Genomic DNA, 24,313 nt, shown 5'->3' on the forward strand with positions numbered 1-24,313 from the left:
ATCATAAGGAGGCACATCATGAACAGGAAATCTTTGGTCTCATTCTTTGTCGTACCACTTCTGCTTATCATGGCAGGAGTCAGCATGGCTGGCGTGAATGTCGATGTGAACATAGGCCTGCCGGTATTTAGGTTTGCAGAGCCGCCTGAGCTGGTCGTAATACCGAACACCTATGTTTATTTCGCTCCCGAAGCAGATTTGGACATCGTTTTTTATCACGGGTACTGGTACCGCCCATACAACGGCTATTGGTACAGAGGCTCAGGTTATAACGGCCCGTGGCATCACATTGGCCGGGACAGAGTACCCCGGCATATCATTAATCTTCCTCCGGATTACCGGCGTGTATACCGTGACAACCCCCGCATTCCCCACCGCCATGTGCACAGCAACTGGAACCGTTGGGAACGGGAAAAATACTGGAACAAAAGAGAGTGGAAACACGAACGGAACGAATGGCAGCAGGAGCGCAGAGAAGACAGACGTGAACACCGGCAGGACATGAGAGAGAGACGGCATGACCGGCGTGAGGATAGACGGGAACATCGGTAGGATCATGTCAGTATCGTAATGCAAGAACTGAAGAGGAGAGTTCGGAGCATGGACTGAACTCTCCTCTTTATCTATTTAATGTTTCACCCTGATGTAGTCCTCTCCTTCGTAGGTCGTCGCGTTGACAGTCCCCGTGACAGTTATCTTCACATTTGTGCCATTCGGCAGGAGATTTATGACTGCGTTCCGATCGAACTTCACCATCTGGTCCGGTATTCCGTCATGGTCATAATTCCCGGTGGCATAAGGCCATGCCTCTGCCGCTGATTGTGATGTGATGGAGAACAATGAAATGATCAAGGCAAAAATAAAATGAAGTTTGGCGCATTTCTTCCTGAAAAGTCTGCTCATTTGACCCCCAGAGAAGTGTGCTCTACCCTGTCTATCTGCTGACTGCAGGGTTGAAAAAAGTGTAGCAGAGATCAAAAAAAAAGAACCAATTATTTTTTGCGTCCTTGTCAACGCAAGGAGTGAAGGGTTATACTTTTTGCATGGGTGAGTATCAGCAATTTCAGCCTTTGACGAAAGAGGACAGGATAACCACGGTCCTTTACAGAACAGGCATATCCCTTTCATCGGTTCTTCTGGCGATAGCAGCGTTTCTTGCCGTCAGAACAGTGCTCTCGCCCGACATTGCTGACCTGCCGCTGATCTATTCCGGATTGGTCGCAAATATCATCATCTTATCGCTCTATTTCAGCATCGGTCTCAGCGTCTTCTTTATCCATCTCTATATCGGGAAATTCCACCGCATCCTGAAGAAAATATACTACCTCGCGATACTCTGCCTGGTGCTCATGTTTGTCATGGGAAAAGGAAGTCCGGCCTCAATACCCCCTGCGGGGGCACTCCTCCTGATCCCGCTGTCACTCTGTTTGGGGTTTATCACTGCGAAAGAGGCCTTCTGCTTTAAACTCCTCGAAGGGTATCTGCTCGGCATGATCATGCCGGCCTATCTCTTTTTATACGGCATGGGACTGTTGGACCGAAAGAGTGCAGCCTTCGGCCTTGCCCTCATCGCCGCGATGCTCGTTCTCTTTGTGTCCAGGAAGGTTTTTATGCCGCTGCACTGCGATATCGGCGACAAATCAGCATACCAACCCTAACTCCTTCGTAAAAAATCCGTATGCTGTGTTGCGCTTCAACGTCAGTCACTGCAAGCACTATCGGAAGTATTTTGCGCCCAGTTTCTCCAGGTAAGCAGCAGAGATCAGATATCTGCCGTTTTCCATTCTGCCCTCAAGCCTGATCGGATAGCAGCTGCCAAACCCCTTCTCTATCACTGATATCGGGTAGCGCTCATCACAGGCCCTGCATATGACTGAACCGCTGTCAAAGCTGAAGCCTTTTTTTTGGGGATAGCATTTAGTGCATGCATCAAGGAACGAGATCACTCTGTCATCCACCTTCACGATAAAGAAATGGATGTTCATTTCCTTTTGAGAATAAGAAAAGTATTGCGGAATTCCCGCCTGCAGAGAACTGATCGCAATGGATATATTCTGGCCGCTCCGCGGCGCTTCAGGATAGGCCGATTGCCTGGAACAGGCAGCCAGGATGATCAGCAGAAGAGGCATCCAAGCATAAGCCTTTCGGCAGCATCGGCCGAATGCCCTCTCTCCTGATTGCCGAACAGACAGATTAATGCTTATGCTCCTGCATGTTATGCGGCATCTTTTTCGCCTTTCTTCTGTCCCTGATCATCTTCGTGTCAGTGTACATATCCTCGTATGCAGCCTTCATGGCTGTCTCGAAGTCCGCAAGAACACCGCCATTGGTCTTTACAAACCCCTCTGCATCTTCCCTCTTTGCGAATGCCCATTTACCTCTCTTTGACATGACGCCGGGCTTGCTGCCACCAATCACCCAGAAGGCCTTTTCGGCATCGATCAGTTCCTTTGAATTCAGGTCCCCCGCCCTGATCGATTTAGCAGACTTGTCAATATTGTTTGCGAGATCAACAGCAGCACAATGGATGCTGCAGACAGCCACAGATGAACCGTCATCATACTCGATCAGCATACGGGAAAAATCAAAGCTGCCCCGGTCCATACCGCAATACTTGCATGATTTGTGCAGATGAATATCTTCTTTGACCTGGGCTTGCACATTCACAATGAAAATGAATAATGCAGCAATTTGAAAAAACACTATCAATGCCCGTTTCATAAATCACCCCTGTTCTCTTTGATTTTATTACAGGGGCAGGACAATGCCTGCCCCCTTGTAATTAACCATAGTTACATCCAAAAGACCAGTTTTTAGCCAATTACTTTTTTGCCATCGGCGGCGTCGGTATGTTCGCGCCGTGGCACTCACCGCAGTTCTGCTGGCCCGTAATACCAAAATTGCTTGCCGGCTTCCAGTTTGACTTTTGCTTGTATGTTCCGTCCTTCCAGGCATTCAGGTCCTTCACCAGACTATAAGCCACACTTGCCGCTACACGGGCGCAACGGTCTTTCCTCTCGGGACTGCCAAGGGCAAAACCTGATTTCTTCATCCACTTGCCGACCGAAATATGGCAGAGCGGAGAGTTGCTTGTGGTCTGAACAATAGCTGTCTTGACCCTCGGTTCTTTCGGCGTGAAGGTGGGCAGAGCAGTCTCAGAATACCACTGCAGTGCGTCTGCTCCAATGGCAGCACCATTTTCGCACTCAGGCCCTGCGATCCTGGGACCGATGATCATGTTGCTCACGATATTTGCTCCCGCATTCGAGCCGCATACGGTTCCCCATCCGACCATGCCGCCTTCCAGAAAGACGTACGCGTCAATCGGGAAAGACTTATATGGCTCGCCGATCTTATCTCTCAGCTGGCTGAAGACACTGCTGATCACTGCAGCACCGCAGAATACCCGGTACCATTCGTTATACGCCAGCTCAGCTGTCTTTTCGGGATCGAGCTTTTCGTATGGCCATGGCCACTTCTCTGTTGATCCGCCCTTCGCCTCTGCTTTTGAAAACATTCCCAATCCACTGGCAGTCAGTGCAGCAATGCCGGCAACACCTGCTGCGCCCTTGATAAGACCCCTTCTGGACATCTTTTCATCCAACATTTTCCCCGAATCCATGATCCATACCTCCCTTAATAGGGTTTGAATTTCTGCTTCGCATGAAGCAGTTAAGCACAGTATTTATTAGGTCAACACCATACAGTTAGTTTGAAAAAAATGGCTCCGCTCAGGGATTATTTTGGGATAATTTCCGAAGCGGAGCCGAGTTTAACGGGGAGAAAAGCCTGAAGAAGGGCTTTTCTCATACAGGGGGACCTGTATCTCTGAAAATAAAACTGTTCGGTGGCTTTGGAAAATTGGTTAGGCTTGTGGAGGACGTTCTTGTGTAAAAACGATAATCGCAGGTTTGTGTGAAGGATCCATTAAGGGCATATAACCGACAAATGCGAGGGGCAGCAGTTTGCAAGGGCATTCCTGTATGGCAGGACTGTCCGCGTTCATTGACATGAAAGAACCGGACGAACTGCAGACATCAAGGGTAACAAGAAATGAACCGCTTTCAGAAGGCGAAGCAATGATGGTAAGCGGCGAGATCAGCGCAGACAAAAGAACCATCAGCAGGATGACAGCAGCCTTCTTCATGCCGGTTATTTTGCCATTGATTCATGACACAGTCAACATCAAGTTACAATTACAAAGAAACATTGCAAAAAAAGAGGCAGAGAAAACATCCCTGCCTCTTTTTTCTTTCTCTGAAATAAATGATCTATTAATCGTTAAAGGTAGGCCTTGGATAAAGTCCGGCAGCCTTGACGATCGGCTCCATGGCGGTTTCCCATTCGATGGCCTGTATATGGACACCTTTGACGCCAGGGATCTCAAGGGCCTGCTGAACGAGTTCAATTGTGATCTTGATGCCTTCCTGCTCCTGCAGTTCCTTCATCTTCTTCTTGTCGTCCCCTGCAGCCTCTTTCGCCTTCATCATGCGGTCTATCAACGGCTTCGGCACGGTAACTCCCGCAACTGATGCGTCCATATATTTAAGCATCATTGCGCTCTTCGGCACGATGATACCGGCAAGGATTGCGGTCCGCTCATGAAGACCAAGGTTCCTCGCCTTTTCCATCTGGGATTTGAAGGTCTCCATATCATAAATACCCTGTGTCTGAATAAAGTCAGCGCCAGCATCAACCTTCTTCTTAAGATTATACGGACGGAAGTCCATCGGGTCGCCCATTGGCGTCCATGAGGCGCCGATAAAAAACTTCGGCGCAACTTCGAGTTTGTCCCCGCCCTGCTGCAGCCCTTCGTCGCGCATCTTCTTCATAATGCCGACAAGCTGGCAGGTGTCCACGTCATAGACATTCTTTGCTCCCGGATGGCCCTTAAGCCTTCCGGCCGCGCTGAATTTCTGGTGGTCACCAGCAATGCAGAGGCAATTCTTCAGCCCCAGTGCAGCGGCGCCCAACAGATCTGCCTGCATGGCGATCCTGTTCCGGTCACGACAGGTCATCTGCATCACCGGTTCGAGCCCCTGCTGCTGCGCGATATAGGCAGCGGCAATGCTCGATATACGGACCACTGCTGTCTGGCAGTCAGTGATATTTGCTGCATCGCAGAAGCCCTTCAATATGCCTGCTTTCTTGATTACTTCATGCGGGTCTGCGCTCATCGGTGGGCCAAGCTCTGCCGTGACTGCAGGCTTGCCGCTGGCAATTACTTTTTCGAGATTACTTCCGCTCTTCATCTATTTGCCCTCCCCCGTTAATGCCGCTTTCTTTTCTTCCTCAGCCTCATAGGCCCGAATGTGCTCAAGCGACACCCTGCGCGGACCGCCATGCGTACCGGTCGACCAGTCACGCGGCGGCTGGATCTCGAACAGCTTTTCGAGAGTGCCGAGCTTCTTCATCCTCTCTACAATAAGATACCAGGCGCAGTCAGTCTCGCTGCTCACCTCGCACTTTCCTTTGTCCGTTCCGCCACAGGGGCCGTTCATAAGCGACTTGGAACAGCGCACAACAGGGCAGATGCCGCCAGTAAGGTGCAGGATGCAGTTTCCGCATCCGCCGCAAAGTTCCACAAAGAACCCTGCCTCCGGAACCCCGCCATAAAAGCTCGTATTGATCCCCGGGTAAACAGGGATGGTCCCGGCAAGACGATCTGCCAGAAAGTTGACGCCAACCCCGCAGGCGGTCGAGAGGACAAGATCATAGCCTTTGACCTTTTCATCAAGGGGTTCGAAAAACTCAGGCTCGCAATGGCGTTCTATGGCGGCATGGTCAACCGTCATGTCGTCCAGGCCTTCCTGCGTAGCCTTCATGCGGAGCATGCTCGTCAGAATCTCTGCCTCCTTGCCGCCGCCGGCATGACAAATCGCCACGCACGTATTACATCCATATACAAGGATCTTCTTGAAACCCTTGACCATCTCCCAGATCTCATCAAATGGCTTTTGCTGGCCTACTATCATTTTTCATTCACTCCTTTTTAACGGCTTTGTACTCGTATGCAGATAATATTCATTAAATCCCTCCTAACCTCCCTTTACCAAAGGGAGGAATTTACCCCTCTTTGACAAAGAGGGGCAAGGGGAGATTTTTCAGTAATGTGATATCAATATAATGGGACTGTAATTATTTCCCTTTATATTTTGCCAGCCAGATGGGAGACGGCCCCATCTGCCGTATCTTCTCTGTAAAGTTTGTGCATATCTCAGCCCATCTTGGTCCCTGGGCTGCCGACAGATTGTACATCTCGATCCTGGCCGGGTCTATGCCGACCTTTGCCAGAAGCTTCTTCGCGTACTCTATCCTTCTTGCTGCGAACTTATTACCTTCCAGGTAATGGCATTGTCCGACCAGTCAACCGGCCACAAAGACACCGTCTACGCCGCGCTCAAAAGCACGAAGGATATGAATATGATCGAGCTTCCCGGTGCAGGGCAGCCGGATGATCTTCACGTTTGGCGGATAGGAAAGCCTCATGACGCCTGCAAGGTCAGCTGCGGCAAAGGCGCAGTAGTGGCAGGCAAAGGCAAGCACATTCGGCTCCCATGAAGCAGGTATATCGTGTGGCTTTTCTATGGTCGAAACCATTGTCTGCTCTGCTTCTGCAACATCAGCCATCTATTGTCTCCTCTCTGTTCAACATATACGATAATAGCATTCTTAATAAATCTCCCCTCCCCCTCTTTACTAAAGAGGGGATTTATCCTCCCTTTAGCAAAGGGAGGCATGGAGGGATTATATTAAAAATAATATTCTGCTCCCTGTCAGTTCACCACCCCGGCCTCTGACTCGACTGCGGCATCGATCATGGCAAGGATCTGGTCATCCCGGAAGTTATTCACCTGAAACGCCTTTGCAGGACATATGCCTGCACAGATGCCGCAGCCCATGCATTTGACCTCATTGTGCGATATCTTGCCGTCTTCGTCGATGTAGGGAGAACCGAACGGGCAGACCCTCATGCAGCTCAGACAGGACATGCAGAGCTCGCGCTTATGCTTTGCGATGATGCCTGAAACAGCAAGCCGCTCGTGAGAAAGCACAACGCCAGCACGGCCAGACGCAGCAAGCGCCTGTGTGACTGTTTCATCGATATTCTTCGGCGCATGGCCGAGCCCGGCAACGAAAAGACCTTCGCTCGGGAAGTCAACAGGACGGAGCTTCACATGCGCCTCAAGGAAATAGCCGTCAGGATTACGCGTAACTTTGTACATCGCACCAACCTGATCAGTAGTCGGATGAGGTCTCAGGCCGGTCGATAGCACCAGCCGATCTGCATCAAACGAGATATCCTTATTGAGCATGAAGTCCCAGGTCTTCACATTGATCCTGTTTCCTGCCTGCTCCACCTGCGGTTTTTTATCAACATCATAACGGACAAAGATAACACCCAGGTCACGCGCCTTTTTGTAGTAATCCTCGCGCAGACCATAGGTCCTCATGTCACGATAGATGATCACGACCTCTGCCTCAGCGTTCCGCTCCTTGATCGCGATCGCATTCCTGATCGCATCCTGGCAGCAAACACGCGAGCAGTACTGATTAGGCTCTTCGCGTGATCCGACGCACTGGACCATCACATAACGCTCACCCGCTGCCGGATTCAGGCCGTCGGCAATCGTCTTTTCGAGCTGTCGCTGTGTGATCACATTCGGACTCTGTCCATACAGATATTCTGTTGGCTGGTATTCGACGCCGCCGGTTGCAAGAATGACAGCGCCGTGGTCCACCGTGCTTCCATCGGTCAGCACAGTGTTGAAATTACCGACAAACCCATCGGTCTTCTTCACCTCAACGCCTGTATGCACCGTGATCTTGGGATGCTCCTTGACCGCCTCGATCCGGTCCTTCAGGAATTCCTGAACATCAAGCCCTTCAAGTGTCCGGTACACATGTTTTACAAGACCGCCGAGTTCATTGTCCTTCTCGATAATATGCACCGGGAAACCCTGATCAGCAAGCGAGAGAGCAGCAGTCATTCCGGCAATGCCGCCGCCGATGATAAGACAGGCTGGTGTTACGCCCACAGTCTCGCTATGGAGCGGTTCCTGAAGACGCGACTTTGCTACGGACATCTTCACGATGCCAATCGCCTTCTTTGTTGCAACTTCATTCTGGCCCTTATGGCACCAGGAACACTGCTCGCGAATGTCTGCGAGGTCAAAGAGATACTTGTTCAGACCTGCCTCACGGATCGTCTCCTGAAAAAGCTTCTCATGGGTCCGCGGCGTGCAGGACGCAATAACAACCCTGTTGAGGTTCTGGTCCTTGATCGTCTGCTTGATCATGTCCTGATTGTCCTGGGCGCAGGCATAAATCGTATTGGTGACGTAGGTAACGCCGGGCTGGTCTTTCACCGCATTGACCACCTCATCGATGTTTACGGTTGATGAAATGTTCGTGCCGCAATGACAGACAAAAACGCCTATCCGCGGAGCTTCACCTGATACGTCCTTCTCCGGCGGCAGTTCTTTCTCAACCGTCTCTGTTCCCCTCGCCTCGGCAAGCAGGGCCATGACACTACCGGCAACGCTGCTGCCCTGTAGGACCGTCTCAGGGATATCCTTCGGTCCCTGATAAATGCCGGCAACAAAAATACCGTCGCGAGACGTCCTGACCGGCGCAAAGGGAGATGTCTTTGGAAAGAGATACTGATTCGTATCAATACCAAAGGTCTGTGCAAAGGCCTCTGCGTCGCAATGCGGCTGGAATCCTACGGAGAGGACCACCATATCAAAGTTCTCTGTGGCAAGCTTGCCATCCTCAGCAGCATACTTGAGGAGCAGGTTCCCGGTGCCGGGCTCTTCACGAACGGCCGAGACCATGGCACGCTGGTATCTGACCCCGTATTCGTTCTTTGCCCTCTCAACGTATTTGTCAAAATCCTTGCCGAAGGCCCGCAGATCCATATAGAAGATGGTCGGTTCTATATTCTTGTCATGTTCCTTTGCGATGATCGACTGCTTTGTGGCGTACATGCAGCAGACCGACGAGCACCAGGGGTTTGCATTACGGTTGTCTCTTGATCCGACACACTGTATCCAGGCCACCTTCTTCGGATGCTTCTGGTCAGAAGGTCTCTGCACAACGCCTTTGTACGGGCCGGAAGCAGAAAGGATGCGTTCGAACTGTATGGATGAGACCACGTTCGGCCAGCGGCCGAGGCCGAGTTCCTGCCTTACCCGTGCATCGTATCTCTCAAGGCCAGGGCTCAGAATGACGGCGCCGACATTGAGTTCTATCTCTTTGCCCTTGTCCTCGTAATTGATCGCGCCTGCCTTACATGCCTTTTCGCAGAGACGGCAGCGTTTCTTGTCAGGATCGTTCAGGCAGAGGCAGTTGCCCGCATCAATAGCCCTTGTATTGGGAACCGCCTGGGGAAAAAGCGAATACACCGCTTTTCTCTGGCCAAGGTTCTGGTCAAACTCGCTTACCACCTTCTTCGGGCATTTGACCTCGCAGTCGCCGCAGCCTGTGCATTTGTCAGCATCAACGTACCGGGGGGCGAGCTTCACCTTCACCTTAAAGTCACCCGCCTCGCCCTCGACAGAGGTAACCTCTGCAAGGGTATGGACATCAATATTGAGATGACGGCCGGCCTCGACCATCTTCGGCGATATCATGCACATGGCACAGTCGCCGGTCGGGAAGGTCTTATCCAGCATTACCATGGTGCCGCCGATGGACGGATCGCGCTGGACAATATGCACCTTGAACCCGCTGTCAGCAAGATCAAGAGCTGCCTGCATGCCGCCGATGCCGCCGCCGACGATAAGGACTGAACCGCGTTTTGTTGAATTGGAAAGCAGGCTCATATCAGTTTCAACTCCTTTAACAGAGGCATGGCATCGGTCAGATGCCGGTCAACCTGCATCTCAATGGGATCGAATCCCATAGAAAGGCCTATAAGCTCTGTGATGAAATAGACCGGCAGTCTCTCCTGTATGCCGTATTTTCTGCCCACCTCATCCTGGTACGCATCCAGATTGAACTGGCAGAGCGGACAGGTCGAAATAAAACAGTTCGCGCCGCGGGCAACAGCATCCTTAAAAATCCGGGACATAAGAAGCTGGGACTCTTCCGCATCATTTACTGATGCAGAAGCGCCGCAGCAGTCTGTCTTATAGCTCCAGTCTACGGTCTCTGCACCAAGGCTCTTGCAGACGATTTCCATGCCCTGGGGATTTTCAACATCATCGGTCAGATCGACATCACACGGGAAACGGGTGAGCAGACAGCCGTAATAGCATGCAGCCTTGAGCCCCTCGAGCTTCTTCTCTGCCTTTTCCGCTATCTCGCCTGAAGCGACCTTCGTTCTGAGCACCTCAAGGATGTTCGATACCTTTATCGTTCCTTTTATCTTCTGACCAAGTTCAGCGTTGATCGAATCTTTCAGCGCAGGATCACAGGAGAGCCTCTTCTGGGACACCAGCGTCCTGCTGTAGCAGGAAGAGCAGGGTATCACGATCTCGGAAAGCCCTGTAGCAGCGGCAATGCCGAGGTTTCGCGCAGGCAGCGCTATCGCAAGGAAGTCATCGGTCTTGGCCGCTGCAGTTGCCCCGCAGCAGTTCCAGTCCTCGATCTCTTTCAACTCGATCCCGAGGTTTTTGAAGACCATCTTGCACTGTATGTCGTACAGCTGAGAAGATGCATGCAGAGAACATCCCGGATAATAGGCCATTTCCATGGTCATGCCCCCTTCCCCTGTTTGGCCTTGCGGTACAGGGCTTTTACCTCGGCCACGTTCTTCACCTTGTCCACCTTGAAATGCATCCTTTTTTTCTTCATCATCTTTATACCCAGCTTTGCCTGACCCATCATTTCATCAATTACCGCCTGCAGATCGCCCTTCTTCAGCTCCTTGATCGCAGTCTTTGTTTCGTAGATGCCCATGCCCTCGATCTCATTGAAACGGCCGACATGTTCGGCTGCCTTCATAAATGAGCTGTGAAAATCCGCAACACGCGGCTTGAGAGGGTCAAGATGGGCTTCTTTAGACATCTGTTTGAGCGTCTCGGTGATCCGTGCGGTCTGAATGTTGTTCGGGCAGCGCGTTCCGCAGGTGTAGCACGCAACGCACTGCCAGACGAGCAGATTATTGAGCGCCTCTTCCCTGTCGCCGAGGAGGACCATCCTGATGAGGCGGTCAGGTGTAACGCCGGTTTCCTCGCCTACCGGGCAGCCCGCTGCACATCTGCGGCACTGATAACACGCAGACAGGTTCTGGGATGATCTTTCCGAGACCTCCCGGAGAAGCGATCTAGCGTTGGTCGTATCATATTTCAACGTCTTCGTTGACATAACCTGCTCCTTATTCCTTCAGTCAATAATGCAATTGAATAGCCATAAATCAATAAATCTCCCCTCACCCTCTTTATCAAAGAGGGGCAGAATTCCTCCCTTTGACAAAGAGAGGTTAGGAGGGATTATACAAATTAATTCCAGCCTTATTTACTGTTATAATTATAATCGTTGAATATTCTTTTTTCCATTTAAGATTATTTCATGAATGCCTGCAACTGGTTAACCTACAGCCCTGCTGCCGATTTCGCAGACTTAACGGTATTCTTCATCAGCATCGTAATCGTCATCGGTCCTACGCCGCCCGGCACAGGAGTGATCGCTCCTGCAATCTCCTTTGCAGCATCGAAATCAACATCGCCCTTGAGGATCGGGATCATCTTGCCGGTCTTCTCGCTCATCTTCTCGCCAACGCGGTTCACACCGACATCGATCACGCATGCACCGGGCTTGATCCACTCGGGCTTTACAAGGCCGGGTACACCAGCAGCCACAATAAGGATGTCAGCACGTTTGCAGTGCAGATCAAGATTCTTGGTGCCGGTATGAACGATCGTGACCGTAGAGTTTGCGCCCCTTCCCTTCTGGAGCATGATGTTGGCGATCGGCTTGCCGACGATGTTCGAGCGGCCGACAACAACAACCTCAGCGCCTGAGGTCTCAAAGCCTGAGCGGACGATCAGTTCCTGTATGCCTGCAGGTGTGCAGGGCAGGAACTTCACCTCGCTGCCGCCGATCATAAGGCGGCCCACATTGACCGGGTGGAAGGCATCAACATCCTTGTCAGGGTTGATCGCATTGAGCACCTTCTTCTCGTCCACATGTTTCGGCAGAGGAAGCTGAACGAGAATGCCATGGATCTTGGGGTCGTCATTATATTTTGCGATCAGCTTCAGAAGGTCGGCCTCAGAGATGTCCTCAGGCTGGCTGTCCTGGATCGAATGAAACCCTATCTCGTGCGCTGCCTTCTGCTTTGCCGTGACATAACTGACAGACGCAGGATTATGACCGACCAGTATCGTGACCAGCCCCGGTACCACTCCAGACTTCGACTGCATCTCTGCAACTTCCTTCTTCAGCTCTTCCCGTATCTGTGCGGCGACTTCAGTGCCGCTGATGATCTTTGCACTCATTTCAATTCCTCCTAAGTAGTTATTAGTGATTCGTTATTCGTGATTAGTTTCTTTATAAGACTTCTGATCTCTTCTCTATGACTTGCCCCAGCCCCTAATCCCGTTTCTTAATAAGTTCAAGCAGTTCCTGACGCGTGGATTCCTTTGATCTGAAAATACCTCTCACTGCTGAAGTGACCGTTCGCGCCCCGGATTTCTTCAGTCCGCGCATAGAAAGGCAGAGATGTTCTGCATCGATAATGACCATTGCGCCCTTGGGCTTAAGCTTTTCCATCAGCATGTCAGCGAGCTGCGCAGTAAGCCGCTCCTGCACCGTGGGTCTCTTTGCAAACACTTCAAGGGCTTTGGCAAGCTCACCGATCCCGGCAATTCTTCCGGCGCCGGGGATATAGGCAATATGCGCCTTGCCGATAAAGGGGAGGAGATGGTGTTCGCAGACTGAATAAAAGGGGATATCCTTGAGGAGAACGAGCTCTTCGTGGCTCTCACCCTCAATATGCTGAAGGATCTCGTCAGTAGGTGTGGAGAGTCCGGAAAAGATCTCTTCATACATTTTGGCAACTCTTGTTGGCGTGCCTTTCATGCCCGGGCGGTCAGGGTCTTCGCCGATGCCTTCGATAATAAGTCTGACGCCTTTTTCTATTTTTTTGATGTCCATTGAACCACACCTCTGTATATCTGAACCTGAAGGCAGATGATTTTATCATTTGACAGAAAAAGAAGTCAAAAGGTTTTCTTATAAGATTATTTTATTATCTTATAGAGAGCTGCTTGTTCCCAAAGACCGGACAATGATATCTTATTGCATGAAAGCTTCCTTTTTCCAGTTCAATCCGGCATTCGGAAAAAAATCAGACAACCTCCTCCGGGTCAGCGATGTCGTGAGCGATATTACCGCTGACCTCCTTGTTCTGCCGGAGTTTTTTGCGACCGGGTACCAGTTCGCATCAGCGGATGAGGTCGTTGATCTTGCCGAGTCTGTTCCGGAAGGAGAAACAACAAAGTTCCTGACATACCTTTCAAAAGAGAAAGGTATGTATATTGTTGCAGGACTGCCTGAAAGAGACGGGGGCAAATTCTATAATTCAGCGGTCTTTACCGGGCCCAAAGGATTCATCGGCAGGTACCGTAAAACCCATCTCTTTTATGAAGAGAACATTTTTTTTACCCCGGGAGATACCGGCTTTCAGGTCTGGGAAACTCCCATAGGAAAGATCGGCATCATGATCTGCTTTGACTGGTTCTTCCCTGAATCTGCACGGACCCTTGCACTCAAAGGCGCAGAGGTGATAGCGCATCCGTCAAACCTTGTTCTGCCCTTTTGCCCTCAGGCAATGCCAATCAGGTGTCTTGAGAACAGGATCTATGCAGTCACAGCCAACCGCATCGGCACTGAGCAGAGAAAGGAAGGCGAAGCGCTCACGTTCATCGGCCAGAGTCAGATAACGTCACCCAAGGCGGAGATACTGGTGCGGGCAGGCAGCGATGAGGAAATCCTGATGACTGCGGATATTGACCTGTCACTGGCCAGAGACAAGAAGTTGAATCAGTACAACGATCTTTTCAAAGACAGAAGACCGGAGTTCTATCAGGAATAATCCTGCAGGCAGTTCCCGGCAAAAAACCTTATCAGACAACAAGCGAGAGCTAATCGGCCAGCAGCGTGAGCGATTCCGTTTGGACTGACATGATGACCAGCTGTGATCATTACAACCCCTTCTTTCTTCTGTGCGTTACCTGCTCACCAGCAATACCCCAATTATCGGTTTCAACCTCATCAATAATGACGACAGTGGTTGCAGGATTCTTGCCTAAGACCTTCTGCAAGAGCTCTGTAACGCCGGATATAAGCGCAGCTTTTTGCTCGGCTGTCGCACCATCTTTAGTGATTTTAATATTAACGTATGGCATAAATTCTCCTTCTAACTGCTAACGCCGTGTTGAGCCCCGCGCTGTCAGGCGCGGGACTCGAACGACTTGTGTACGCCCGGCATGGGCGTGAACTTATGGGGTGCAAGTCCCCTGTACGAGAACCGAAAGGTATTCATGATTAAGAATACTATCAAAAGTACGAGCCGAAGGCAATGGCGGAAGGGCGACCGACCGTAAGAAGCCAACAGTAGGGGCTTTAAGCCGAAGCCTATGGCAAGCGTGCGAGACGACGAACAGAAACCGCATAGAAGGCTTAGCTCTTGGGTGAGTTGGCACAGCACAACGAAACCCGCAGGTTCATGGGGCAGGGTAAATGCGGCGTTTGTGCACGGAACGTTTTTAAACCTTCTCCGGTCAAGAGAGTCGAGATTCCCAAAGACAGTGGCGGAACCCGTCCCTTGGGTATCCCTGTTGTCATGGATCGCGTGATTCAGCAAGCGGTCTGTCAGGTTCTCAGTCCTGTCTTTGATCCCCATTTCTCCGAATCCAGCTTCGGGTTCAGACCAAACCGCTCTGCGCATCAGGCGGTCAAAAAGGTGTTGAAGGATATTCAGAGAGGATACGCCTATGCCGTGGATATCGACCTTGAGAAATTCTTTGATACGGTTGACCACGACACTCTGATGAATCGGGTATCCCGCAGAGTCAGAGACAAAGACATTCTCAAACTTATCGGGAAATATCTACGGGCCGTGTTGTCGTAGACGGCAGGCTGAACCAAACATCCAAAGGAGTGCCGCAGGGCGGGCCATTATCGCCATTTCTGAGCAATATCCTTCTGGATGATCTTGATAAGGAGTTAGAGAAAAGGGGGCATCGGTTCGCACGGTATACTGATGACTTTACCATCCTTGTGAAGTCGGAACGTGCCGCCTATCGAGTAATGGAGAGTATCAGCCGTTTCCTTGAGAAAGTCCTTAAGGTGAAGGTCAACAGGGACAAAAGCCGGGTGGTGAAAGCAGAGGAAAGTTGTTTCCTCGGATTCACCTTTACCCGTAAAAGGCTTACGGTCTCTGAGAAATCCATTAGACGATTCAAGTCCGAACTGCGACGTCTTACCGGCCGCAGTTGGGGCGTCTCCATGGGCCGCAGGTATGGAGAACTCCGTATGTATCTTTTTGGATGGATGAACTACTTCGGCATCGCCATGAAGTATAACGATGCCGTTGAGATGGATCACTGGCTTCGTAGGCGTATTCGCATGTGCTACATGAAGCAGTGGAACAGAGCGAGAAAGCGCATTGGCGAACTGATAAAGCTGAGTGCGCCGAGGCCAATATCTGGGCATGGCACTCAAGGGCTGGCAGGAGGAAGGTAAGGACATCATCTTCCGTGGCGCTCCCCATCTGCTGCTGACAAGCGCCCCCAGAAACTCACCCTGCCCGGTCCAGGATACCCATATCGCCCTGACCACCTTCCAGCTTATGGCCCACGCTCGTGGGGTTGAAACAGTCTGGGACGGCTTGTTTATGATGGTCCTTTCGCTGCTGCCACACCTGTCCGGGCGGCTCGATATTCCCGACGATCATATGCTTGGATACGCCATGGCCTTCGGCGAGCCTGCGGTAGATTATCATCGCACTGTCCAGCGAGGTCCAGTCCAGGTAAATGTGGTCAAATAAAGGCAGGGCGCTTAAACATATTTATCATATTTTTTTAAGGAGGAAACTTATAACTTATCTGCTCTATTTTCGTAGATATAACTCAGGAGCGTGTAGATCAGCTTGGCAGCGAGGAAATCAGGGGCCTTGGCCTTAGAGGGACAGAGCTCAACAATATCGAACCCCACGATCCGTTTTGACTTTGCTACAGCAGAGAGAAGCCGCATAACCTGATACCAGCCTAAGCCGCCCGGTTCAGGAGTCCCTGTTGACGGCATGATACCCGGATCAAAGACATCAACGTCTATAGTGATATAAACACTGCCGGTCAGCTGGCGGACCGCATTATCGATCCATTTGTCTGAATCGTGTATATCATGGGCAAAGAACATCTTCTTCCTGTTTATGCCCGGCAGCTCAGAGGCATCCATGCTGCGTATTCCGGCAGATACTATATTTTTGGTATATTCCCTGGCCCGTGCGATTACGCAGGCATGATTGTAACGGCTCCCCTCATATGAATCGCGCGAATCGCCATGGGCATCAAGATGCAGAATGCTCAGATCCTTAAAGTGTCTGGCATAGGCCTTGATCACGCCAATCGAAACTGAGTGGTCGCCCCCAAGAGTCACGACAAGCTTATTATCTTTGAGATACCGTGAGACTGCCGCATCAGCTTTTTTTATCAATGAAGAGGAGGAAGCAGCATTAATCGGCCGGGCAGTAAAAATACCTTTTTTGTAAACCTCACTGTTGGTCTCAATATCGTAGAGCTCAAGATATCGTGACGCCGCGATGATCGCGGCAGGGCCTTTATCAGCACCTTTCTGCCATGTACTGGTCTTGTCAAAGGGGATCGGCTGTATGACAGAAGCAGCCTGCTCGTAATCAGCATAGCGGCCGGGCAGACCGCAGAAACCGGGGAACTTTTTTGACATCTTAGTCGATAATGAAGACTGCTGACGCTAACACCGTGGTCCAGAGACCATCCTTATTTCCCTCTGCAGACTGGCAATAATGCTTTGTCTTGAAGATATGACCGCTTGCACGGTAAAACTGCTTGCGCTCGTCCCATGCCTGGTTCGGATCAAAGGGGATGTCGAGTGTTGTTGCAAGCATGGTAGCTGCGAGATCTTCTGCATACTCACCGGAGACGATCGCCTTTTCACCGCAGGCATGATGCTCAGAGAGATACCCATAGTTGGCAAAATCCGTCGGCATGGCAAAACCGATCGCTGCAGAGATAAGACGGTTCGGCTCATTGGTCTCATTACGGGACATCACACAATACGTGATCTGGCCGGGATCGAGCTGCTTGAGACCTGCAGACTTTGTCAGGATCTTGCATGCAGGCGGGAAGATGCTTGATACATACACAAGATTACACTTCTCAATACCCGCATTCCTTAGGGCTACCTCGAAGGATGATAGTTTATCTTTATGTACGCCCACCCCTTTCGTAAAGAAAACTTTTTTTGGGGTCATCCTTGCATCCTCCTTTTGCAGTAATATTGTATGCGTCTTGTCATGATCAATTGCATATCTTGAATCATAAAATGCATCCTATAACAATGTCAATGTCAGGCTTCAGATGGGGGGTTATTGGATCTCATAATCAGTAATTTGCGGATAGCAGTTGAAAAAGACGGGACAGCTGAATATGTCAATGCTGCCTCGCAAAGGCTGAATATTCCGGCAGATGGGATGCAGTTCATCAGGATGCTCAGCAAGTCTCTTGATACAGGCGACAAAGACCAGTTCTACTACGTCGTTACCCTAGTGGTGACTGTTCCGGCCGGCTTTGACAACAACACAGACATCCCGGTATACACAAAACCGATAACCGCAGAGAGAAGATCAAAGAACATGCTGGAGAGACCCATCATCATAGGGTTCGGTCCTGCAGGCATGTTCGCTGCCCTTGAGCTTATTGAGTATGGTATCATGCCTCTCATATTTGAACGCGGCAAAAAAATAGAAGAGCGCTCCCTTGATGTTCAAAGATTCAACAAAGAAAGAATCCTGAATCCTGAATCAAACATCCAATTTGGCGAAGGCGGTGCCGGTTCATACTCTGACGGAAAGCTGTTTGCAAGGATAAAGAATTCGTATTATGCAGACAAGGTGCTGGATACCTTCATTAAATTCGGCGCACCTGAAGAGATACGCTATGTCAGCAAGCCCCACCTGGGAACAGATATGCTCTGCAAAATAGTTCGTAACATAAGAAACTTCATCCTCGAAAGAGGCGGTGAGATATATTATGGCGCTAAAATGACCGACATTCTTATATCTGACGGCAAAGCTATAGGCGTCATAATAAACGGAAATGCCGAATATCGTTCTTCGGTCATCTATCTTGCGTTGGGAAATTCAGCGCGCGACACCTTCGGTATGCTGTTCAATAAAGGCATAGCTCTCGAACAGAAGCCCATTTCTGTCGGCGTACGAATAGAGCATCCGGCGGAGATCATTAATCTGGTGCGATATGGCGAAAAATATAAGGACTGCTCTGCCCTGGGGAATGCCACGTATTCCTTTACGTACACTGACCGAAAAATAAAGCGCGGGGTATACACCTTCTGCATGTGCCCCGGCGGCGAGGTCATTAATGCTTCCTCTGAATATGGCCTGATGGTTCTCAATGGCATGAGCTACTCTCAGCGGTCATCGCCATTCTCAAATTCAGCGCTTGTGGTGACCTGTCACACGGATGATTACGGAGCAACACATCCGTTGGCCGGGATCGAATTTCAACGAGATATTGAACGAAAGGCCTTTGAGGCCGGAGGAGGACAATGGGAAGTTCCTGCCCAGAACCTGGTCGATTTTATGGGCAACAGGGTTTCCGGAATCTTGAATAACCATTCGTATAAGATGGGAGCAGTTGCTGCTGATATGCGTGCAATTCTTCCGCAATTTGCAAGCGAGACACTTTTGGCTGCATGCAATACATGGAAAAAAGAATATCCCCTGTTCGTTTCAGATCAGGCGATACTGCTAGGTGCAGAGACAAGAACCTCCGCGCCCGTTACGATAACACGCGGTGGGAATTATGAATCAGTGGCGATTAAGAACCTGTATCCGATAGGTGAAGGTTCAGGCTATGCAGGCGGCATCACAAGTTCAGCAGTAGATGCCATAAAGGCAGTGGAGGCCAGCCTGTCGAGTTTTGAGGATATCAATTAGAGATAACTCATCTGGAGGCCGTTTGATTGAGGATTGCGTGGGAACAGACGACTGCTCATTAGATCTTCAGATCAGCCTTGACGATCAGGGCGGGGTAACCTTCCTGCCCTAACTGTTCGGCCATATCCATGGCCTGGCTGAACTGGTCAAAGTTCCCGACCCTCACGCGGTAATAGGTTATGCCCCTGACCTCTGTTTCCTGGATGTAGGCATTAACCTCTTTGAGCCTGAGGCCTACCTTGAGCCGGACGGCATTAATACTGTCCGTAAATGATCCAATCTGTACGGCAAAGGGACTGCCCTTCCTGTCGGACGACTGCACCCGCACCGGCTTAATATATGATGCGTCCCTGCCCTGTATTTCGATCAGCACCGGCGCCGTGCCCGGGCCGATAAGGTTGATCTCCTTAGCTGAAGCATAGGAAAGATCAATATCCCTGCCCTCGATAAAGGGTCCGCGGTCATTGACAATACATTCGACCGATCTATTGTTTGATTTAAGCGTGACCTTGAGCCTGGTGCCAAAGGGGTACTGCTTGTGAGCGCAGGTATGAAGATACATATCGAATATCTGACCGGAAGATGTCGGTCTGCCGTGAAAGTCAGAGCCGTACCAGGAAGCAACAGCCTCTACGGAACCGACAGGCAAGTCCTGCTGGACAGGTTTTTGCCGCACTGCCTGACGGGAAGATGAGCAGGAAACGAGGATAGTAATGAGTAATGTGTAAAGAGTAATGTGTAGAAACATAAGACGAAGATCACTACTGCTCCTGCCTCTACTCATCACTGATCACCCTTCACTCATTACTGCCTATAGTATATACCGGCTCAAGTCCTCATCCTTCACGATATCGCCGAGTTTTTCCTTCACATATGCCCTGTTGATCAGGACAGCTGAACCCTTCTTCTCCGGCGCATCAAAAGAGATATCCTCAAGGAGCTTCTCAAGTATCGTATGGAGGCGTCGTGCCCCGATGTTCTCTGTCTTGTCGTTCACCAGAGCTGCGATCTCAGCTATCTCTTCGATCGAGTCCTCTGCGAAGTCGATCGTCACATCCTCAGTTGCAAGGAGAGCGACATACTGCTTCACCAGGGCGTTGTTCGGTTCAGTAAGTATGCGCACAAAATCGCCCTTGCCGAGGGCCTCAAGCTCAACGCGTATAGGGAACCTTCCCTGCAGTTCGGGGATCAGGTCAGAAGGTTTTGCAATATGAAATGCACCTGCGGCGACAAAAAGGATATGCTCTGTCCTTACCGGCCCGTATTTTGTCGTGACCGTAGATCCTTCAACAATCGGCAGCAGGTCCCGCTGCACACCCTCACGGGATACATCAGGCCCGTGGCCGCTGCCCTTGCTTGCGATCTTATCGATCTCATCGACAAAAACAATGCCGGACTGTTCAACACGCTCCACAGCCTCCTGGGTGATCTTGTCCATATCGATCAGTCTGTTGGACTCTTCCTGTTCAAGCAGCACAAATGCCTCCGGCACCTTCACCTTCTTCCGCTTGGCCTTTTCAGGCATGAGGTTGCCTAACATGGACTTGAGGTTCATCTCAAGATCTTCGAGTCCGACATTCGAGATAACGCCAAAAGGCAGGGACCTTTCTTTTACTTCGACATCAACCGACCGGGAATCGAGCTTGCCGCTCCTAAGCTGCTCCCTGAGACGCTCCCGCGTCTCTTTCTGATGTTCCCTGTCCTCCTCTTCCTGTTCAGGCAGGCGAAGAGAGCGCGGGGCCGGAAGCAGCAGATCAAGGAGCCTTTCCTCAGCGAACTGCCGTGCTTTTTCACGTATCTTCTCAAGGTGTTCGTTCTTAACCATGCTCACGGATATCTCTGTCAGGTCTCTGATCATCGACTCAACATCCCGGCCCACATACCCGACCTCGGTGAACTTGGATGCCTCGACCTTGATGAAAGGGGCAGCAGCCAAGCGCGATATGCGGCGGGCTATCTCTGTTTTTCCGACTCCGGTCGGGCCGATCATCAGGATGTTCTTCGGAAGCACCTCATCCTTGAGTTCAGGCGACAGTCGCTGCCGCCTCCACCGGTTCCTGAGCGCAATGGCAACAGCCTTCTTTGCCTTATTCTGGCCTATGATATATTTGTCGAGCTCTGAAACAATATTCTTTGGTGTAAGACTGTCCATATCAGGCAAGCTCCTCTATCGTTATATTATCGTTCGTGTAGATACAGATGCCTGAAGCGATCTTCATCGCCTTTTGAATGATCTCTTCCGCACTCAGTTCTGTATTGTCGTACAATGCCCGTGCTGCTGCCTGGGCAAAGGCACCCCCGGAGCCTATGGCTGCGATACCGTCTTCAGGCTCGATAACGTCTCCGGTGCCGGATATGATAAAGGTATGTTCCCTGTCGGCGATCACCAGCAGGGCCTCAAGCCTTCTCAGCATCCTGTCTGTTCTCCAGTCCTTGGCCAGCTCGACAGCAGCCCGCGTGATATTGCCGCGATAGGACTCAAGTTTTCCCTCAAACTTCTCGAAGAGCGTGAAGGCATCTGCCGTAGCGCCTGCAAAACCTGCGACCACGCTGTCGTTGTACATCCTCCGTATTTTTTTCGCATTCTGCTTCATCACCGTGTTGCCGAGCGTTACCTGGCCGTCGCCGCCTATGGCAACTTTTCCGTTCTTCCTCACACAGAGTATGGTCGTTGCGTGGAACATGATCACTCCTTAATGTTTCGTTATGGTATCGAGAGAATTCCTATAAGTGCATAGACTGGCGGACCTATTCTTAAATCTCCCCTCAACCCCTCTTTTCCAAAGAGGGGAATATTGCCTCCCTTTAGCAAAGGGAGGACAGGAGGGATTTAATAATTGAATGTTTTCATGCATATGAGCTTGTTAGTAGTATATAACAAAACTCCTCCGGACTTTAGGATTTATCTACTGCTGAGAGCGGATGCGCCTTGTCATAGATGTCCATGAGATGGGCAATATCGATATGCGTATATTTCTGTGTTGTTGACAGGGACGCATGGCCGAGCAGCTCCTGAATGACCCTGAGATCAGCGCCTGCCTGAAGCAGATGCGATGCAAACGTATGACGCATGGTATGCGGCCCGACCTGCCCTTTAACACCGATGAGACGGGCATACTTAACAACGATACGCCGAATTCCACGATCTGATAGCGGGGTGCCGCTCTTGTTCAGGAACAGAGCCTTGTTCTTCTTCTTCAGCAATATCTTCTCTACCATATAGGTCTTGATCGCCTCCACAGCCTTGGAACCGAGAGGGATAATGCGCTCCTTCTTCCCCTTGCCTCTCACTTTTATCAGCCCCTCTTTGGTATTCACATCTTCCAGGTTCAGGCCGGCAGCCTCCGCAACACGAAGCCCGCTCGAATAGAGAAGCTCAAGGATCGCCCTGTCGCGGGCATTGATAAAACCGACCGTATCCGGCTTTTCAATGAGAGCAAAGACATCATCAACAGAAAGGAACCTGGGCAGATGATGCTCTGCCTTCGGCGTTGTGACAAGCTTGGCAGGATTGGACTTCAGATATCCTTCCCTCGTCAGGAACTTGAGGAACGACCGGACAGCAGCAAGTCTCCTGCCGGCAGTTGTCTTTGAAAGTCCGTTACGGATCTGAAGAGCGACATACCCTCTGACATCGATCATCTCAATATCAGCAACCTCTTTATTAGCATACACCTGAAATTCTCCGAGATCTTTTTTATATGCCCTGAGTGTATGCTGCGATGCTCCCCTCTCAAGCTCAAGATGGCGAAGAAACTGTTCGATCAGCTTCTTCATGCCGCATGCACCTGCAGAAGATAATTCCCCCATGCCTCCAGTGCCTGTTCAGCAATTCTTGCCTTCTTGAGCTTCTTGTCTCTCATTCGCTGCAGACCTTCCGATGCAGGGAAAAGGCCGAAATTGATATTGCTCGGCTGAAAATGTTTACTCTCTGATTCCGTAATATGCCTGATCAAGGCTCCATGCGCAGAGTATGGCGGCACCTCCGGAATTATTTTCCCCTGCAATCTGAGCGCAGCATTGACTCCGGCAATAAGACCCATGGCGGTTGATTCGATGTATCCCTCAACCCCGGTGATCTGGCCGGCAAGAAAAAGATCGGAGCGCTGCCTGAACGAGAGGTCTTTATTGAGAAGTACGGGTGCATTGATGAACGTATTCCTGTGAATGCTGCCGTATCTCAGAAAATCAGCAGCTTCAAGCCCGGGAATCATGCTGAAGACCCTCTTCTGCTCAGGCCATGTAAGACGTGTCTGGAATCCGACCATATTATAGGCCGTCATCTCCCTGTTCTCGGTTCTCAGTTGAACAACCGCATAGGGATCTTTTTCGGTCCTGGGGTCAGGCAGGCCAACCGGCTTCATCGGCCCATACCGCATAGTATCAACGCCCCGCGATGCCATCACTTCAATCGGCATGCAGCCTTCGAAAACGCTCTTCTCTTCAAAACCTTTCGGATTTACCTTCTCCGCAGCCAGGATCTCCTGATAGAACTGCTCATACTCCTCTCTGCTCATAGGGCAGTTAAGATAATCATCGCCGCCTTTTCCATAACGCGACATGGCATAGACCTTTGTTCGGTCTATGGAGTCAGCATCAATAATCGGAGCAATAGCGTCATAAAAGTAGAGATATCCTGCCCCTGTCAGTCCGGTTAAGGCCTCCGTCATTGCAGGGGAAGTCAGCGGGCCGGTTGCAAGAACTGCGGTCGATCCAGGGAGTGTTCTGACCTCCTCCCTGATGATCGTGATATTCAAATTGTCTGAAAGTTTTTTTGTGATGTATTCCCCAAAAAGGGTTCTGTCAACCGCCAGCGCTGAACCTGCAGGAACCGCTGTTGCCTCGGCCGCCTCCATGATAAGCGACCCTGCAAGAGAAAGCTCTTTTTTCAGAAGGCCAGGTCCGCTGTGGGGATCATTTGATCTCAGGGAATTGGAGCAGACGAGCTCTCCGAGGCTCGATGTGGCATGCGCCTCGGTCATCTTTTCAGGCCGCATCTCATAAAGGCGCACCTTCACGCCCCTCTTCGCAGCCTGCCACGCAGCCTCTGCGCCTGCGAGCCCCCCGCCGATCACGATTAGATGATCAGACATTTCCATATCCCTATTCAGGAGCATCCATCATAAGAAAAGCAGAGAAATGTCA

Annotated in this window: 26 protein-coding genes and 1 pseudogene; 6 read left to right on the forward strand and 21 right to left on the reverse strand. The window is 50.7% G+C overall.

From position 1 onward, the window contains the following. The first annotated feature begins 18 nt into the window (after positions 1 to 18). On the forward strand, positions 19 to 552 hold the full coding sequence (locus HZB62_04805; GenBank protein MBI5074471.1) for a hypothetical protein: 534 nt from the start codon (positions 19 to 21) through the stop codon (positions 550 to 552). A gap of 75 nt (positions 553 to 627) precedes the next feature. Here the strand turns inward: HZB62_04805 and HZB62_04810 are convergent, their stop codons facing one another. Further along, entirely contained in the window at positions 628 to 903 is a 276-nt protein-coding gene (locus HZB62_04810) for a hypothetical protein (GenBank protein MBI5074472.1), read from the reverse strand. 140 nt (positions 904 to 1,043) lie between these two features. On the opposite strand from HZB62_04810, the gene HZB62_04815 reads away from it, so the two are divergent. After that, positions 1,044 to 1,658 carry a hypothetical protein gene (locus HZB62_04815; GenBank protein MBI5074473.1) on the forward strand — a complete coding sequence of 205 codons (615 nt, stop codon included), beginning with the start codon at positions 1,044 to 1,046 and terminating at the stop codon, positions 1,656 to 1,658. Between the two features lie 57 nt (positions 1,659 to 1,715). On the opposite strand, the gene HZB62_04820 is transcribed toward HZB62_04815, so the two are convergent. The 12 genes from HZB62_04820 to folE all read right to left on the reverse strand — a co-directional run bounded on the left by HZB62_04820 (position 1,716) and on the right by folE (position 13,104). Next, complete coding sequence (locus tag HZB62_04820; GenBank protein MBI5074474.1) at positions 1,716 to 2,129, reverse strand: DUF2318 domain-containing protein; 414 nt, start codon at positions 2,127 to 2,129, stop codon at positions 1,716 to 1,718. Positions 2,130 to 2,193: 64 nt separating this feature from the next. Then, positions 2,194 to 2,721, reverse strand: a complete 528-nt coding sequence (locus tag HZB62_04825) for a nitrous oxide reductase accessory protein NosL (GenBank protein MBI5074475.1) — start codon at positions 2,719 to 2,721, stop codon at positions 2,194 to 2,196. Positions 2,722 to 2,821: 100 nt separating this feature from the next. Continuing rightward, a complete protein-coding gene (locus tag HZB62_04830; GenBank protein MBI5074476.1) occupies positions 2,822 to 3,607 on the reverse strand; it encodes a C-GCAxxG-C-C family protein in 786 nt (261 codons plus the stop codon). Positions 3,608 to 3,865: 258 nt separating this feature from the next. Beyond that, positions 3,866 to 4,147 (reverse strand): hypothetical protein, encoded by a 282-nt coding sequence (locus HZB62_04835; GenBank protein ID MBI5074477.1) that lies wholly within the window; start codon positions 4,145 to 4,147, stop codon positions 3,866 to 3,868. Positions 4,148 to 4,274: 127 nt separating this feature from the next. Further along, a complete protein-coding gene (locus HZB62_04840) occupies positions 4,275 to 5,252 on the reverse strand; it encodes a methylenetetrahydrofolate reductase (GenBank protein ID MBI5074478.1) in 978 nt (325 codons plus the stop codon). Beyond that, positions 5,253 to 5,975, reverse strand: coding sequence for a methylenetetrahydrofolate reductase C-terminal domain-containing protein (locus HZB62_04845; protein MBI5074479.1), 723 nt, complete (start codon positions 5,973 to 5,975; stop codon positions 5,253 to 5,255). Positions 5,976 to 6,138: 163 nt separating this feature from the next. Next, positions 6,139 to 6,600: a hydrogenase iron-sulfur subunit gene (locus HZB62_04850; GenBank protein MBI5074480.1), complete on the reverse strand. Its 462-nt coding sequence runs from the start codon at positions 6,598 to 6,600 to the stop codon at positions 6,139 to 6,141. A 176-nt stretch (positions 6,601 to 6,776) separates the two neighbouring features. After that, positions 6,777 to 9,827 carry a CoB--CoM heterodisulfide reductase iron-sulfur subunit A family protein gene (locus HZB62_04855; protein ID MBI5074481.1) on the reverse strand — a complete coding sequence of 1,017 codons (3,051 nt, stop codon included), beginning with the start codon at positions 9,825 to 9,827 and terminating at the stop codon, positions 6,777 to 6,779. Then, a complete protein-coding gene (locus tag HZB62_04860) occupies positions 9,824 to 10,699 on the reverse strand; it encodes a CoB--CoM heterodisulfide reductase iron-sulfur subunit B family protein (protein ID MBI5074482.1) in 876 nt (291 codons plus the stop codon). The genes HZB62_04855 and HZB62_04860 overlap by 4 nt, the downstream gene beginning before the upstream one ends. A gap of 2 nt (positions 10,700 to 10,701) precedes the next feature. Continuing rightward, positions 10,702 to 11,313: a 4Fe-4S dicluster domain-containing protein gene (locus tag HZB62_04865; protein ID MBI5074483.1), complete on the reverse strand. Its 612-nt coding sequence runs from the start codon at positions 11,311 to 11,313 to the stop codon at positions 10,702 to 10,704. A gap of 227 nt (positions 11,314 to 11,540) precedes the next feature. Then, positions 11,541 to 12,446: a bifunctional methylenetetrahydrofolate dehydrogenase/methenyltetrahydrofolate cyclohydrolase FolD gene (folD, locus tag HZB62_04870; GenBank protein MBI5074484.1), complete on the reverse strand. Its 906-nt coding sequence runs from the start codon at positions 12,444 to 12,446 to the stop codon at positions 11,541 to 11,543. A gap of 94 nt (positions 12,447 to 12,540) precedes the next feature. Continuing rightward, on the reverse strand, positions 12,541 to 13,104 hold the full coding sequence (folE, locus tag HZB62_04875) for a GTP cyclohydrolase I FolE (GenBank protein ID MBI5074485.1): 564 nt from the start codon (positions 13,102 to 13,104) through the stop codon (positions 12,541 to 12,543). Positions 13,105 to 13,252: 148 nt separating this feature from the next. Here folE and HZB62_04880 point away from each other — a divergent pair, with 148 nt between their 5' ends. After that, the gene (locus HZB62_04880) at positions 13,253 to 14,044 is read left to right on the forward strand and encodes an acyltransferase (protein ID MBI5074486.1); all 792 of its coding nucleotides are present in this window, start codon (positions 13,253 to 13,255) and stop codon (positions 14,042 to 14,044) included. A gap of 109 nt (positions 14,045 to 14,153) precedes the next feature. Here HZB62_04880 and HZB62_04885 read toward each other — a convergent pair whose 3' ends face one another. Beyond that, the gene (locus HZB62_04885) at positions 14,154 to 14,357 is read right to left on the reverse strand and encodes a 4-oxalocrotonate tautomerase family protein (GenBank protein MBI5074487.1); all 204 of its coding nucleotides are present in this window, start codon (positions 14,355 to 14,357) and stop codon (positions 14,154 to 14,156) included. Between the two features lie 320 nt (positions 14,358 to 14,677). On the opposite strand from HZB62_04885, the pseudogene ltrA reads away from it, so the two are divergent. Continuing rightward, positions 14,678 to 15,696 (forward strand): annotated as a pseudogene (ltrA, locus tag HZB62_04890) (group II intron reverse transcriptase/maturase). Further along, entirely contained in the window at positions 15,641 to 16,000 is a 360-nt protein-coding gene (locus HZB62_04895) for a nitroreductase family protein (GenBank protein MBI5074488.1), read from the forward strand. Before ltrA ends, HZB62_04895 begins: the two are co-directional and overlap by 56 nt. 47 nt (positions 16,001 to 16,047) lie before the next feature. Here the strand turns inward: HZB62_04895 and speB are convergent, their stop codons facing one another. Both speB and HZB62_04905 read right to left on the reverse strand, forming a co-directional pair. After that, positions 16,048 to 16,917, reverse strand: coding sequence for an agmatinase (speB, locus tag HZB62_04900; protein MBI5074489.1), 870 nt, complete (start codon positions 16,915 to 16,917; stop codon positions 16,048 to 16,050). A gap of 1 nt (position 16,918) precedes the next feature. After that, entirely contained in the window at positions 16,919 to 17,464 is a 546-nt protein-coding gene (locus tag HZB62_04905) for an arginine decarboxylase, pyruvoyl-dependent (GenBank protein ID MBI5074490.1), read from the reverse strand. Positions 17,465 to 17,581: 117 nt separating this feature from the next. On the opposite strand from HZB62_04905, the gene HZB62_04910 reads away from it, so the two are divergent. Beyond that, positions 17,582 to 19,168, forward strand: a complete 1,587-nt coding sequence (locus HZB62_04910; protein ID MBI5074491.1) for a dehydrogenase — start codon at positions 17,582 to 17,584, stop codon at positions 19,166 to 19,168. Positions 19,169 to 19,226: 58 nt separating this feature from the next. Here the strand turns inward: HZB62_04910 and HZB62_04915 are convergent, their stop codons facing one another. From HZB62_04915 to trmFO, 5 genes are all read right to left on the reverse strand, one after another. Then, positions 19,227 to 19,952: a septal ring lytic transglycosylase RlpA family protein gene (locus HZB62_04915; protein MBI5074492.1), complete on the reverse strand. Its 726-nt coding sequence runs from the start codon at positions 19,950 to 19,952 to the stop codon at positions 19,227 to 19,229. Positions 19,953 to 19,979: 27 nt separating this feature from the next. Then, positions 19,980 to 21,320 (reverse strand): ATP-dependent protease ATPase subunit HslU, encoded by a 1,341-nt coding sequence (hslU, locus tag HZB62_04920; protein MBI5074493.1) that lies wholly within the window; start codon positions 21,318 to 21,320, stop codon positions 19,980 to 19,982. Between the two features lies 1 nt (position 21,321). Next, positions 21,322 to 21,858, reverse strand: a complete 537-nt coding sequence (gene hslV / locus HZB62_04925; protein ID MBI5074494.1) for an ATP-dependent protease subunit HslV — start codon at positions 21,856 to 21,858, stop codon at positions 21,322 to 21,324. Between the two features lie 205 nt (positions 21,859 to 22,063). Next, entirely contained in the window at positions 22,064 to 22,945 is an 882-nt protein-coding gene (gene xerC, locus HZB62_04930) for a tyrosine recombinase XerC (GenBank protein MBI5074495.1), read from the reverse strand. Continuing rightward, a complete protein-coding gene (gene trmFO / locus HZB62_04935; protein ID MBI5074496.1) occupies positions 22,942 to 24,261 on the reverse strand; it encodes a methylenetetrahydrofolate--tRNA-(uracil(54)-C(5))-methyltransferase (FADH(2)-oxidizing) TrmFO in 1,320 nt (439 codons plus the stop codon). The genes xerC and trmFO overlap by 4 nt, the downstream gene beginning before the upstream one ends. Between the last annotated feature and the right edge of the window lie 52 nt (positions 24,262 to 24,313).

Source organism: Nitrospirota bacterium, from assembly GCA_016214855.1.
Taxonomy (GTDB): domain Bacteria; phylum Nitrospirota; class Thermodesulfovibrionia; order Thermodesulfovibrionales; family UBA6898; genus UBA6898.

Coding starts and splice junctions, on each gene's coding strand:
- HZB62_04805 (MBI5074471.1), top strand. CDS start 19: ATGAACAGGAAATCTTTGGTCTCATTCTTTGTCGTACCACTTCTGCTT.
- HZB62_04810 (MBI5074472.1), bottom strand. CDS start 903: ATGAGCAGACTTTTCAGGAAGAAATGCGCCAAACTTCATTTTATTTTT.
- HZB62_04815 (MBI5074473.1), top strand. CDS start 1,044: ATGGGTGAGTATCAGCAATTTCAGCCTTTGACGAAAGAGGACAGGATA.
- HZB62_04820 (MBI5074474.1), bottom strand. CDS start 2,129: ATGCCTCTTCTGCTGATCATCCTGGCTGCCTGTTCCAGGCAATCGGCC.
- HZB62_04825 (MBI5074475.1), bottom strand. CDS start 2,721: ATGAAACGGGCATTGATAGTGTTTTTTCAAATTGCTGCATTATTCATT.
- HZB62_04830 (MBI5074476.1), bottom strand. CDS start 3,607: ATGTTGGATGAAAAGATGTCCAGAAGGGGTCTTATCAAGGGCGCAGCA.
- HZB62_04835 (MBI5074477.1), bottom strand. CDS start 4,147: ATGAAGAAGGCTGCTGTCATCCTGCTGATGGTTCTTTTGTCTGCGCTG.
- HZB62_04840 (MBI5074478.1), bottom strand. CDS start 5,252: ATGAAGAGCGGAAGTAATCTCGAAAAAGTAATTGCCAGCGGCAAGCCT.
- HZB62_04845 (MBI5074479.1), bottom strand. CDS start 5,975: ATGATAGTAGGCCAGCAAAAGCCATTTGATGAGATCTGGGAGATGGTC.
- HZB62_04855 (MBI5074481.1), bottom strand. CDS start 9,827: ATGAGCCTGCTTTCCAATTCAACAAAACGCGGTTCAGTCCTTATCGTC.
- HZB62_04860 (MBI5074482.1), bottom strand. CDS start 10,699: ATGGAAATGGCCTATTATCCGGGATGTTCTCTGCATGCATCTTCTCAG.
- HZB62_04865 (MBI5074483.1), bottom strand. CDS start 11,313: ATGTCAACGAAGACGTTGAAATATGATACGACCAACGCTAGATCGCTT.
- folD (MBI5074484.1), bottom strand. CDS start 12,446: ATGAGTGCAAAGATCATCAGCGGCACTGAAGTCGCCGCACAGATACGG.
- folE (MBI5074485.1), bottom strand. CDS start 13,104: ATGGACATCAAAAAAATAGAAAAAGGCGTCAGACTTATTATCGAAGGC.
- HZB62_04880 (MBI5074486.1), top strand. CDS start 13,253: ATGAAAGCTTCCTTTTTCCAGTTCAATCCGGCATTCGGAAAAAAATCA.
- HZB62_04885 (MBI5074487.1), bottom strand. CDS start 14,357: ATGCCATACGTTAATATTAAAATCACTAAAGATGGTGCGACAGCCGAG.
- speB (MBI5074489.1), bottom strand. CDS start 16,917: ATGTCAAAAAAGTTCCCCGGTTTCTGCGGTCTGCCCGGCCGCTATGCT.
- HZB62_04905 (MBI5074490.1), bottom strand. CDS start 17,464: ATGACCCCAAAAAAAGTTTTCTTTACGAAAGGGGTGGGCGTACATAAA.
- HZB62_04915 (MBI5074492.1), bottom strand. CDS start 19,952: ATGAGTAGAGGCAGGAGCAGTAGTGATCTTCGTCTTATGTTTCTACAC.
- hslU (MBI5074493.1), bottom strand. CDS start 21,320: ATGGACAGTCTTACACCAAAGAATATTGTTTCAGAGCTCGACAAATAT.
- xerC (MBI5074495.1), bottom strand. CDS start 22,945: ATGAAGAAGCTGATCGAACAGTTTCTTCGCCATCTTGAGCTTGAGAGG.
- trmFO (MBI5074496.1), bottom strand. CDS start 24,261: ATGTCTGATCATCTAATCGTGATCGGCGGGGGGCTCGCAGGCGCAGAG.